Source organism: Oceanobacillus sp. FSL K6-0127, from assembly GCF_037983385.1.
GTDB classification, from domain to species: Bacteria; Bacillota; Bacilli; order Bacillales; family Amphibacillaceae; genus Oceanobacillus; species Oceanobacillus profundus.
Genome location: NZ_CP150287.1, coordinates 3,460,795 through 3,473,023, shown reverse-complemented (window position 1 = coordinate 3,473,023; position 12,229 = coordinate 3,460,795). Strand labels below are relative to the sequence as shown.

Annotated in this window: 11 protein-coding genes; all 11 read left to right on the top strand. The window is 38.7% G+C overall.

Going from position 1 to position 12,229, the window contains the following annotated elements; all coding sequences use genetic code 11:
* Positions 1-11: 11 nt before the first annotated feature.
* The 11 genes from MHH64_RS17165 to MHH64_RS17115 all read left to right on the top strand — a co-directional run bounded on the left by MHH64_RS17165 (position 12) and on the right by MHH64_RS17115 (position 12,160).
* A complete protein-coding gene (locus MHH64_RS17165) occupies positions 12-557 on the top strand; it encodes a glycerol-3-phosphate responsive antiterminator (RefSeq protein ID WP_340002098.1) in 546 nt (181 codons plus the stop codon).
* 539 nt (positions 558-1,096) lie between these two features.
* Entirely contained in the window at positions 1,097-1,927 is an 831-nt protein-coding gene (locus MHH64_RS17160) for an MIP/aquaporin family protein (RefSeq protein ID WP_095311191.1), read from the top strand.
* 11 nt (positions 1,928-1,938) lie between these two features.
* Positions 1,939-3,432 carry a glycerol kinase GlpK gene (glpK, locus tag MHH64_RS17155; protein ID WP_095311193.1) on the top strand — a complete coding sequence of 498 codons (1,494 nt, stop codon included), beginning with the start codon at positions 1,939-1,941 and terminating at the stop codon, positions 3,430-3,432.
* A gap of 98 nt (positions 3,433-3,530) precedes the next feature.
* Positions 3,531-4,526, top strand: a complete 996-nt coding sequence (gene dhaK, locus MHH64_RS17150; RefSeq protein ID WP_095311195.1) for a dihydroxyacetone kinase subunit DhaK — start codon at positions 3,531-3,533, stop codon at positions 4,524-4,526.
* A gap of 10 nt (positions 4,527-4,536) precedes the next feature.
* The gene (gene dhaL, locus MHH64_RS17145; protein ID WP_340002097.1) at positions 4,537-5,157 is read left to right on the top strand and encodes a dihydroxyacetone kinase subunit DhaL; all 621 of its coding nucleotides are present in this window, start codon (positions 4,537-4,539) and stop codon (positions 5,155-5,157) included.
* Position 5,158: 1 nt separating this feature from the next.
* A complete protein-coding gene (dhaM, locus tag MHH64_RS17140) occupies positions 5,159-5,530 on the top strand; it encodes a dihydroxyacetone kinase phosphoryl donor subunit DhaM (RefSeq protein WP_095311198.1) in 372 nt (123 codons plus the stop codon).
* Between the two features lie 393 nt (positions 5,531-5,923).
* Complete coding sequence (locus tag MHH64_RS17135; protein ID WP_340002095.1) at positions 5,924-7,585, top strand: glycerol-3-phosphate dehydrogenase/oxidase; 1,662 nt, start codon at positions 5,924-5,926, stop codon at positions 7,583-7,585.
* A 323-nt stretch (positions 7,586-7,908) separates the two neighbouring features.
* Entirely contained in the window at positions 7,909-8,904 is a 996-nt protein-coding gene (locus MHH64_RS17130) for a hypothetical protein (RefSeq protein ID WP_118889672.1), read from the top strand.
* 94 nt (positions 8,905-8,998) lie between these two features.
* The gene (gene trxB / locus MHH64_RS17125) at positions 8,999-9,952 is read left to right on the top strand and encodes a thioredoxin-disulfide reductase (protein ID WP_095311204.1); all 954 of its coding nucleotides are present in this window, start codon (positions 8,999-9,001) and stop codon (positions 9,950-9,952) included.
* Between the two features lie 371 nt (positions 9,953-10,323).
* The gene (gene rapZ / locus MHH64_RS17120; protein ID WP_095311206.1) at positions 10,324-11,205 is read left to right on the top strand and encodes an RNase adapter RapZ; all 882 of its coding nucleotides are present in this window, start codon (positions 10,324-10,326) and stop codon (positions 11,203-11,205) included.
* A gap of 1 nt (position 11,206) precedes the next feature.
* On the top strand, positions 11,207-12,160 hold the full coding sequence (locus tag MHH64_RS17115; RefSeq protein ID WP_095311207.1) for a YvcK family protein: 954 nt from the start codon (positions 11,207-11,209) through the stop codon (positions 12,158-12,160).
* The last annotated feature ends 69 nt before the right edge of the window (positions 12,161-12,229 follow it).

The window sequence follows — 12,229 nt, the reverse complement described above, 5'->3', positions numbered from 1 at the left end:
AGGTGACAATTTTGAATGTACCAACGGGAATATTACCGGCAGTTCGAAAAATGAAAGATTTTGATAAAGCGCTAGAAACGAACCAAGATTCCATCGTTATTCTCGAGTCGCGACTTGCTCAATTAAAGAGCCTTGTTGCTTACGCAAAGCGAGCAAATAAACAGGTATTGGTTCATTTTGATTTGATACAAGGCTTAAAATCGGATGAGTATGGCATGGAGTTCTTAATTCGAGAAGTGAAGCCAGATGGTGTTCTATCGACGAGGGGCAATATTATTCAGCTTGCAAAGAAACAGAAGCTGTTAGCGATTCAGCGCATGTTTTTGTTGGATAGTTTGGCTCTGGATCAAAACTTAAAGCTTATCAGTCGATTTCAGCCAGATTGTATTGAAGTATTACCAGGATTGATGCCAAGTGTCATTCATCAGATATATGAACAAACAAAGCTACCAGTTATTGCTGGAGGCTTGATTACAACAAAAGAGGAAGTCCAAGCGGCTTTCGATGCGGGGGCAATTGCGGTATCAACTTCGAAAACAAGCCTCTGGAACAAATAGCAGTGTTTATCTAAATCGATTTGAGGTTATAGTTAAAATGTTCGCTTGACAATTTTAAAAATAAAGCTGGTTTTTATTAGAACCATTATACAAGATATAACCTACGGACTACCTATTGTGGTATGAATAAATCTTACCGTCCGGGAGCGCTTCGGGCGGTTGCACACCTCAGGGCACGGCGTCAGCCCTCCTCGAGTAAACCACTTTCCGGGATCTTCAGACAGTGTTGTTCCCGCGGGAGTCATCATTCTACACGCACAAACCATAATTGCAGATTAGTTAACAGTTTATTTCAACTAGTAATGTTGAATTAACGAATGGTATGAGCTTATTTATTTTTATAACATAAATAATCCTGTTGACAACGCTTCCAATATCGGTTAATATAAGAAGACAAGTTAATGATGTGGTGGAGACTAGGAGACCTACATTTCAATCGTACCTTTCTAAAAGAAAAGTATGTTTATTGAAGTGTGGGTTTTTTTAGTGCGCTGAATTAACCTGTCTATGAGATTAAAAACATAAAAAGGGGTGTTCTTATGTCTGAGTTTGTCGCTGAACTGATTGGTACCATGATCCTGATTATCTTTGGTGGCGGAGTTGTAGGAGGAGTTGTTTTAAAAAAATCAAAAGCTGAAGGAACTGGGTGGGTACTCATCACTATTGGTTGGGGGCTAGCTGTTGCAATGGGGGTATATGCAGTTGGAAACTTTACAGGTGCACATATAAATCCTGCAGTGACGATTGGCTTTGCTGCTGCTGGAGAATTTCCTTGGGCAAAGGTTCCGATGTATGTAAGCGCTCAAATGATTGGCGCCTTTATTGGCGGAGTAATCGTATTTCTGAATTACCTGCCACATTGGAGAGAAACAAAAGACCAAGGTGCAAAGCTAGCTGTATTTGCAACAGATCCAGCAGTCAGAAGTCCTTTTTCCAATTTACTAAGTGAGATGATTGGTACGTTTGTTTTATTACTTGGTCTTATGTTTATCGGTGCCAATGAATTTACGGAAGGATTAAATCCATTGATTGTTGGAGCATTGATTGTCGCGATTGGGATGTCTTTAGGTGGAGCAACTGGTTATGCGATTAATCCAGCTCGTGACCTTGGACCGAGAATTGCACATGCACTTCTTCCGATACCTGGAAAAGGTAGTTCAGACTGGGGATATGCATGGATTCCTGTAGCAGGACCAATTCTTGGCGGTGTGTATGGTGCAGTATTTTATCAAGCGATATTTCTTGGAAATTTTTCAGCACTATTCTGGATAATGAGTGGTTTTGTTGTCATACTTATAATTGGGGCAACTAATATAGAATTGAAGAAAAATGACTCAGCTGAAGATGAATTAAATAAAAAAATAGTATAGGGGGATATAAAATGACTGGAGAATTTATTTTATCATTAGATCAAGGTACAACAAGTTCGCGGGCGATTCTATTTAATCAAAAAGGAGAAATTGTGGAAACTGCTCAAAGGGAATTTGAGCAGTTCTTTCCAAAGCCTGGCTGGGTTGAACATGATGCAAATGAGATTTGGACATCAGTGCTTGCATGTATAGCTGATGTATTGCGAAAAGCCGATATCAATCCAGAACAAGTTGCAGGTATTGGGATTACGAACCAACGGGAAACAGCGGTGGTATGGGACAAAACGACAGGTAAACCTATCTATAAGGCGATTGTGTGGCAATCACGTCAAACAGAGGCTATCTGCAGAGAATTGAAAGAACAAGGGCATGAGGAATTAATTCGAGATAAAACAGGGTTATTAATTGATCCTTATTTTTCTGGAACTAAGGTGAAATGGATTTTGGATAATGTGGAAGGAGCAAGAGAACAAGCAGAAGCTGGCAATCTATTATTTGGAACAATTGATAGTTGGCTAGTGTATAAGCTTTCAGGTGGTAAAGCGCATATTACAGATTACTCCAATGCATCCAGAACATTATTATTCAATATTTATGATCTCAAATGGGATGATGAATTACTGGAGATTTTGACAGTACCTAAATCAATGCTTCCTGAAGTCCACGAGTCATCAGAAGTTTATGCTACAACGGTTGGGTATCATTTCTTTGGACAGGAGGTGCCAATTGCAGGTATTGCTGGTGATCAGCAGGCAGCGCTATTCGGTCAGGCATGCTTTGATAAAGGAATGGCGAAAAATACGTATGGAACTGGTTGTTTTATGTTAATGAATACTGGAGAAAAAGCTGTAAAATCTGAGCATGGATTGTTGACAACCTTAGCCTGGGGTGTTGATGGTAAAGTAGAGTATGCCTTAGAAGGTAGTATTTTTGTTGCTGGTTCTGCTATTCAATGGCTTCGCGACGGGCTGAAGTTGATTGAATCAAGCCCGGATAGTGAAGCATTTGCAACAAGAGTTGACTCAACAGACGGTGTTTATATGGTTCCAGCGTTTGTAGGACTAGGCACACCTTATTGGGACAGCGATGCGAGAGGTGCAGTTTTTGGTCTTACACGTGGTACGACAAAAGAACATTTTATTCGAGCAACATTGGAATCACTTGCATATCAAACAAAGGATGTGCTTGATGCTATGATAGCAGATTCTGATATTGATTTAAAAACATTACGGGTTGATGGCGGGGCAGTCAAAAATGATTTCTTAATGCAATTTCAAAGTGATATGCTCGGTGTTTCTGTAGAGCGTCCTGTTGTCCAAGAAACAACGGCTTTAGGAGCGGCTTATCTTGCAGGTCTGGCTGTTGGATACTGGAAAGACAAGGATGAAATCAAAGAGCAATGGTTAAATGATCGCACGTTTGAAAATAACATGGATGAAGAAAGAAGAGAAGATCTGTACATTGGCTGGAAAAAGGCAGTAGAAGCAACGAGATCGTTTAAATAATAGGTAGGGTAGTGAATAAAGAGATCAGTTCTTATCATGGAATCTGGTCTCTTTATACTCCATTAATTAAGATGCATGGACGAGGAGGTAAGGAAAACATGAAAAAAATTATAAATGATCCGAACCAGGTAGTGCAAGACATGATAGAGGGGATGATTGCCGCTTATCCAAATGAATTAAAACAAATTTCGGGAACTACTGCCATTACGAGGAGTGAAGCTCCAGTACAAGGTAAAGTAGGTTTAGTTAGTGGAGGAGGCAGTGGGCATGAACCAGCCCATGCTGGTTATGTAGGAAAAGGAATGCTAGATGCTGCTGTACTTGGCGAAGTATTTACATCGCCTACACCGGATCAAATATATGAAGCTATAAAAGCTGTTGATGGTGGAAACGGTGTATTCCTAATTATTAAGAACTACACAGGAGATGTACTTAATTTTGAAATGGCAATGGAATTAGCTGAAGCTGATGGGATTCAAGTGGACAAGGTCATTGTCAATGATGATGTGGCAGTGGAAGATAGTTCATTTACTATAGGGAGAAGGGGGATTGCTGGAACTGTTTTAGTTCATAAAATTGTCGGCGCCAAGGCAGAGCATGGTGCAACACTGGAAGAAGTCAAAACCGTAGCTGAGAAAGCAGCAGGCAATATCCGTTCGATTGGAATGGCTTTAACACCATGTACAGTGCCGGCAGCGGGTAAACCGAGCTTCCAACTTGCGGAAGATGAAATGGAAATTGGAATCGGAATTCACGGTGAAGCTGGAATTGAAAGAAAACCGATAACGACAGCGGATGAAATCGCCTCAGAATTAACAGAAAAGATTTTAGCGGATATGAATTTAAATAATAATGAGGAAGTAGCAATTATGGTTAATGGGTTGGGAGCTACTCCAGAAATGGAATTATACATTATTAATAAAAAAGTTAACCAGCTTTTGACTGAAAAGGGTATACAGATTTATAAAACCTTTGTTGGTGAATATATGACAGCACTCGAGATGACAGGTTGCTCTGTTACGTTATTGAAATTGGATGATGAATTAAAAGAACTGCTAAATGCAAAATCAGAAGCACCAGCATTTCGTAATTAGGAGGTATATGGTGGAACTTCAAGTAGAGGATACAATTCAGTGGCTCGAAAAATCAAATGAAAAAATACAGCAAAATAAAGATTATTTAACAGCTTTAGACCAAGCAATCGGAGATAGCGACCATGGCATTAATATGTCACGAGGATTCCAAGAAGTAGTAAATCAAGTGAAATCGAAACCGTACGATACAGTTTCTGATGTATTAAAGGATACAGCAATGACGTTAATGTCAAAAGTCGGCGGGGCTTCCGGACCGTTGTTTGGTACTGCTTTCCTACGCTTTTCAATGAGAGTGAAAGGAATAGATCCAATTAGTCAGGATGCATTTACAAAGGGAATGGAAGACGCACTTGCTGGCATTATACAGCGCGGTAAAGCAGCAACAGGGGAAAAGACAATGGTTGATGTATGGTCTCCGGTAGTGGATTATTTTAAAGGTACGACTATTGTTCAAGCAGACGAGGTTGCTCAAACCGCTAAAAAGGCAATGGAGCAAACAAAAGAAATAACGGCTACGAAAGGAAGAGCGTCTTATTTCAAAGAGAAATCGATTGGACATATTGATCCTGGTGCGGCATCTTCGTTTTATATATTTGAAGCATTGTCAGAAGTAATCAAGGGGGAAGGTTAAGATGGAACGTGTTGGTATTGTGTTAATCTCTCATAGTTCCAAAATAGCTGAAGGCTTGAAGGAGCTTATTTCCCAAGTGATCACAGATGTTCCAATTGAAACTGCTGGTGGTACAGAAGAAAATGAAATTGGAACAAGCATTGAAAAGATTATGGAATCTATCCATCGTGCTGATTATGGAAAGGGTGTATTGCTTTTTTATGATATCGGAAGTGCAAAAATGAATGCTGAAATAGCGATTGAAATGGCAGAATCTATTGAGATAATACTATCAGAAGCTCCATTGGTAGAAGGATCCTATGTGGGAGCTGTGGAATCGGGAATGGGGAAAAGTTTGAAAGAGGTTTATGATGCTGTCGAGAAAGCGTTTTAACTTTTTTTAAGAAAGACAGCTAATTACTGTACATGGCAGCTTGAATATGCTATGATGTAATTAAGTTAATACGTATTGGACGGAGAAATGGAGAACCGCAGACGACTAGTGCATGGATGCATTAGTATGTTTGCGGTTTTTTTATTTTTTCACACATTAACGGGCTGAAGTACCCCACATCTATGCGTGACAGAACAAAAGATTGTGTAGGTGTTATAAACTGCTCGTAAATTCCTGATTCCGTTCAAGGGCCTGCTGGTCTCTATTATGGTGCTAACATTTAGTAGGGGTGGAAGGAATTCCACTAAATGAAGTTTCACTTTATCACATGATTGATGAGTTAAACGGGTATAGCTAGCTAGAATAACAGAAGTTTTAAGGGAGCGTGTAAACATGACATTATTTTCAAGTTTTAAAAGAGATGCTACGTTGAATAAATTAGAAAATGAAGCGTTAGATGTTCTTGTAATTGGTGGTGGTATTACGGGTGCTGGAATTGCTCTCGATGCAGTTACTAGGGGAATGAAAACCGGTTTAGTGGAAATGCAGGACTTTGCTGCTGGAACTTCAAGCCGATCAACGAAACTTGTCCATGGTGGATTGCGCTATTTGCAGCAGTTTGAAATAAAAATGGTTGCAGATGTAGGGAAAGAGCGTGCAATAGTGTATGAAAATGGCCCGCATGTGACAACACCAGAGTGGATGCTTCTCCCATTCCATAAAGGGAGTACGCTTGGTCCGTTCACAAGTAATATAGGATTAAGAGTGTATGATTTTCTAGCAAGTGTTAAAAAAACGGAACGAAGAAAAATGTTAAACCAAGAGCAGGCATTACAGAAAGAACCTCTTTTAAAAAAGGAAGGATTAAAAGGGGCCGGCTATTATGTGGAATATAAAACAGATGACGCAAGACTGACGATGGAAGTAATGAAAAAGGCAGTTGAACACGGAGCACAGGCAGTAAACTATGCAAAGGTCACTGATTTTATTTATGAGCAATCAAAAGTAGTCGGTGTTGTAGTGGAAGATCAATTAAATCGAAAAATGTATAAAATTTTCGCTAAAAAAATAATTAGTGCTGCGGGTCCATGGGTCGATGAAGTTCGAGAAATGGATGGATCAAAGCAAGGAAAGTCATTACATTTAACAAAAGGAGTCCATCTCGTCTTTTCGCAGCAGGACTTTCCGCTGCAAAATGCTATTTATTTTGATGCTCCAGACGGTCGAATGATTTTTGCAATCCCACGTGATAAGAAGACATATGTTGGTACAACTGATACGACATACAGTGGAACAATTGCTCATCCGCTTGTAACAGTAGCGGATCGGGAATATTTGCTAGATGCAATTGAATATATGTTCCCATCTATGAAAATAAAGGCTGATCAAATTGAATCGAGCTGGGCAGGACTCAGACCGCTTATTGCAGAAGAAGGGGCGAACAGTCCAAGTGAAATATCACGTAAGGACGAAATATTTATTTCTGAAACTGGATTAATTTCAATGGCGGGCGGTAAACTGACAGGTTATCGAAAAATGGCAAAAGAAGCTGTGGATTTGCTTGCGGATCAATTTAAAAATGAAAATGATGTGCTTTACTCTGCTTGTGAAACGAAACATCTTCCGATATCCGGTGGAGATGTAGGGGGATCAAGCGGATTCCAACAATTTAAAAAGAATAAGTTAGAGGAAGGATTGGAATTGGAAATTGAAAAGGAAGCAGTTGAAAAGCTGATAGCGAGGTACGGATCCAATGTAGATATTCTTTTTCAAACCTATCAAAACAACATTGAAGTGGCAGAGCAAGAGGGTATCGATCCAATCGTGTTTGCGGAATTGATCTATGCAATGGATTACGAAATGACCTACAAACCGATAGACTTTTTTGTAAGACGTACAGGGGCATTATTTTTTGATATCGATTGGGCTAAATTACACAAGCAACCAGTAATTGACTATATGGCGAAAGCTTTTACATGGAATGCAGAGCAAAAATCGGACTATACGAAAGAATTGGATGATGCGATCACGGAAGCTGTGACAGCAGTACAATAATCATTAAAAAGTCAACCTTGGTTGGCTTTTTTTATTATAGGAAATGATAAAATTTAAATGCTGTGGATAACTTAAGGTACGCTAGCAGTCACGTTCACAAAGCACTAAAGCCGGAGCGGGACTTCCCTCAGCTTCGTACGTCACTAACAGAAAGTTTGCGATTTTCTTCTTGATGCCTAGACATTTCAGTTAGTAGAACAACGTTTTATTCGACATTTTTCTTAAAACGGAGAATATAGTTCCAGATTTCTTCCAATCTTATAGGAATAGCCCTCAATCTATGGTATAATTTTGTCGGATGTTGCGAATTTAGGGGGAGACCTATGCACGTGAAGAAGAATAAGGAAATGAAATCAAATAAGATCATCCCTTTTATCCCTGAAAGTGAATTTTATTTTACGAAAGGTGTAGAAGCTTTTCAAAAAAGAAAGTTTGATGTAGCGATAAAATGGCTGAATAAAGCGATTGAGCAAAATCCTAATGAACCATTATATAAATGTCAAATGTCGATTATATATACGGAAACTGGTGCTTATCATACAGCGAACCAACTACTTACCAATGTATTACAATCCAGCGACTATATTGATTGTTATTATTTAATAGCGAACAATTATGCACATCTTGGACTTTTAAATGATGCCAAAAAGTATGCTAACTCTTATTTGGAAAAAGAACCAGATGGAGATTTTAGCGAGGAAGCAAAAAGTTTAATTGAAGTGCTTGATATCGACGACGATGAAGAAGATGAAGACTGGTTTTTTGAGGATGAAGATGAACTGTTAATTTTACAGGAAACAGTGTTTTATCATATGGAAAATAAGGAATGGGATAAAGCAATGCCTCTTCTTGAAGAGATGAAAATCCTTTTTCCAGAATACACAATGGCACAGCATGATTATACACATGCATTGTTTTTTACTGGTAAGCAACAGGAAGCCGTACAGCTTGAGTTAGATATGTTAAATGAGGATCCGAATGCATTGTACAGTCACATTAATCTAGCTTTATTTTATTATGAAATGAATGAGAAACAGAATTATGAAAAACATATACATGTATTAAAAAATATATATCCCATTCATGAACAGCAGAAGCTGCGAATCGCAGTAACATTTTCAAGAACTGGAAATCATGAAGAAGCTTTCTCTCGTTTTCGTACGTTAACGAAAGAAAAGGTGAAAAACCATCTGTCTTATTATAAATGGTACAGTGTATCCGCATATCAAACTGGAGACCCAAGCAAAGCACTAGCACTGTGGGAAGAAGGCTGCAAAAAGCATCCCACGCTTTCAAAAGAAGACGGACCATGGAGTTAAGTAGTGACTCCTTGAGCAGAAAGATAGACGGACGTTGCAGGATTTTATACACTGAATATGATAAAAATATATATGAATTGAAGGGGCGATTTTAATGTCCGAAGAACGAATGTATGATGTGATTATCGCAGGAGCTGGACCAGCGGGAATGACTGCTGCCGTTTATGCTTCTCGTGCAAATTTAGATACGTTAATGCTAGAGCGTGGTATCCCTGGTGGACAAATGGCGAACACAGAAGATGTGGAAAACTATCCCGGTTATGATCATATTTTAGGGCCAGATTTATCGAATAAGATGTTTGAGCACGCCAAAAAATTCGGTGCTGAATATGCTTATGGCGATATTAAAGAGGTCATTGACCATGGCGATTATAAAACAATTGTCACTAGTAACAAAGAGTTTCAAACGCGAGCTATTATTATTGCAACTGGAGCACAATACAAGAAATTAGGTATCCAAGGTGAAGAAGAACTTGGAGGACGCGGTGTGTCTTATTGTGCTGTATGTGATGGGGCTTTCTTTAAACAGAAAAATATTGCCGTAATTGGCGGAGGAGACTCAGCAGTTGAAGAAGGAATTTACTTGACTCGATTTGCTGATAAAGTAACGATTATACACCGTCGTGATGAGCTTCGTGCTCAAAGAATTATTCAAGAACGCGCATTCGATAATGACAAAATTGATTTCATTTGGGATACTGTTGTGAATACAATTAATGGTCCTGAAGGGAAAGTAAGCAGTGTAACCTTGGAAAATAAAAACACTGGTGAAGTATCGGAATTTGCGGCTGACGGCGTGTTTGTATATATTGGGATGGTTCCACTTAGTGAGCCGTTTAAATCACTTGGTATTACAAATGGTGAAGGCTATATTCCAACGAATGAAAATATGGAAACAAAGCTTCCGGGAATTTTTGCGGCGGGGGATATTCGTGAAAAAACACTTCGACAAATTGTGACAGCTACTGGTGATGGAAGTATTGCAGCAGAAGCCGCGATTAAATATGTTGAAGACCTTGCAGAAAAGTTGAAAACAGCAAATAAATAATATATGTGTAAAAAAATTTACTATTAGTAACTGCTTCTTAATGGTGTTGTAATACGTTCGCAACATAAATGGGGTACACTATAAATAACTAATTGACCCCCTTTTAATAGATAAATTAGTTTATTGCACAGGTGTATATCACCTGTGTTTTTTTTTGAGTGTAAGTTTGTCCATATTTGTCAAAAATACTCTTTTTTTCTATCCTTGTTGGAAAGGTTTCGTTCATAGTATAATGAAAGTAAGTACTTAAATAATAGTTAGTTAATCATGAATGTAAGATATTGGCCTCAGCATATCTTAGTTATAGATGGAATACAAAAGGAATTAGCAGACCCAAACATCCTTTTATGTATAAGAAGGAGAGATACTTAATGAATATCGAACAGGAAACAAACATGGTTATTATTACAGGTATGTCTGGAGCTGGTAAAACAGTAGCAATACAAAGTTTCGAAGACTTAGGATACTATTGTGTAGATAACCTTCCACCAGCATTGTTGCCTAAGTTTTTAGATCTCATGAAGGATTCCACGAACAATATTCGTAAAGTAGCATTAGTAATGGATTTAAGAGGCCGTGAATTTTTCGATTCGTTATTTGAAGCATTAGATGTTCTTGGGCAAGAGGAATGGCTAAATGAGCATATCCTATTTTTGGATGCAAAGGATGAAGCGCTTGTTTCACGATATAAGGAAACGAGACGATCACACCCACTAGCCACAGGAGGACTTCCGTTAAATGGTATAACAAAAGAACGTGAAATTTTGGATGAGCTTCGTGGCCGGGCACAGCGGATTATAGATACAACGAATTTAAAGCCAAGAAATCTTCGTGAGAAAATTCTAAAAGTCTACTCGGAAGAAAAGCAAGAAATTTTTTCTGTGCATTTCCTATCTTTTGGGTTTAAGTATGGTCTTCCAATTGATGCGGACTTAGTGTTTGATGTACGGTTTTTACCAAATCCTCATTATGTTGCTAACCTGCAACCACTAACAGGATTGAACCAAGATGTAGCTTCATATGTGTTCAAATGGTCGGACACACAGAAATTTAATGATAAAGTACTAGACCTGTTAAAATTCATGCTTCCGCAATACAAAAAAGAGGGGAAATCCCAGCTTGTTGTAGCAATTGGTTGTACTGGAGGGCAGCATCGTTCTGTAGCATTAGCTGAGTTTTTTGCAAAAGAGCTCTCAACCGGCTATATTACGCATGTCAGCCACCGGGATATTGATAAAAGAAAGGGACATTAAAATGAATAATCAAAAATTCCCTCGAGTTGTTGCTATTGGTGGTGGAACAGGCATGCCAGTATTGTTAAGAGGACTAAAAGATTTGCCAATAGAGCTTACTGCACTCGTAACAGTTGCTGATGATGGCGGCAGTAGTGGCCGGTTAAGAAATGAAATGGCAATGCCAGCACCAGGTGATATTCGAAATGTAATTGCCGCATTATCAGACGCAGAACCAATGCTTCTCGAACTATTTCAACATCGATTCGCAGAGGGGAATGGTCTGTCTGGTCATTCATTAGGCAATCTTCTGCTTGCAGCAATGACATCTGTGACAGGTAATTTTAATACAGGGATAAAAGAAATATCACGCGTTTTAAATGTGAAAGGAAAGATTTATCCAATATCTAATGACAACATGTCATTACATGCAGAAATGGTGGATGGAACAATAGTCTCTGGGGAATCAAATATTCCGCTTTTGAATAAACGAATCAAACGTGTTTTTTTAAGCCCACAACCAATTAAGCCACTCCCGAATGCAGTTAGAGCGATTGACGCGGCGGATTTAGTCGTCATCTCACCAGGGAGTCTATATACAAGTATTATGCCTAACTTGATCATTCCCCAGGTAAAAGAATCTCTCAAGACTACGAAAGCAAAAGTTGTATATGTTTGTAATGTCATGACTCAATTCGGTGAAACAACTGGATATGCTGCTTCTGATCATGTGCGAGCAATTACCGATCATATTGGAGAAGGGTGTATTGATGCAATAGTCGTACATAATGAACCAATTGAAAAGTCGATTCAGGCAGTTTATGCAGAAGAAAATGCAGTACCAGTTATTTATGACACGGAACGATTGATCGATATGGGTCTTGAAATTATTGAAGGAGATATCATTGATCATTCACAAGCTACTGTGAGGCATGATAATACGAAAATTGCAAAGCTATTATATTCAATCTTATAAGTACTTGTTCAAAAAGGAGAACCGTGCTTTTTGAACAACACCACTACAAAAAGAATAACTCATATATAT

Coding starts and splice junctions, on each gene's coding strand:
- MHH64_RS17160 (WP_095311191.1), top strand. CDS start 1,097: ATGTCTGAGTTTGTCGCTGAACTGATTGGTACCATGATCCTGATTATC.
- glpK (WP_095311193.1), top strand. CDS start 1,939: ATGACTGGAGAATTTATTTTATCATTAGATCAAGGTACAACAAGTTCG.
- dhaK (WP_095311195.1), top strand. CDS start 3,531: ATGAAAAAAATTATAAATGATCCGAACCAGGTAGTGCAAGACATGATA.
- dhaM (WP_095311198.1), top strand. CDS start 5,159: ATGGAACGTGTTGGTATTGTGTTAATCTCTCATAGTTCCAAAATAGCT.
- MHH64_RS17135 (WP_340002095.1), top strand. CDS start 5,924: ATGACATTATTTTCAAGTTTTAAAAGAGATGCTACGTTGAATAAATTA.
- MHH64_RS17130 (WP_118889672.1), top strand. CDS start 7,909: ATGCACGTGAAGAAGAATAAGGAAATGAAATCAAATAAGATCATCCCT.
- trxB (WP_095311204.1), top strand. CDS start 8,999: ATGTCCGAAGAACGAATGTATGATGTGATTATCGCAGGAGCTGGACCA.
- rapZ (WP_095311206.1), top strand. CDS start 10,324: ATGAATATCGAACAGGAAACAAACATGGTTATTATTACAGGTATGTCT.
- MHH64_RS17115 (WP_095311207.1), top strand. CDS start 11,207: ATGAATAATCAAAAATTCCCTCGAGTTGTTGCTATTGGTGGTGGAACA.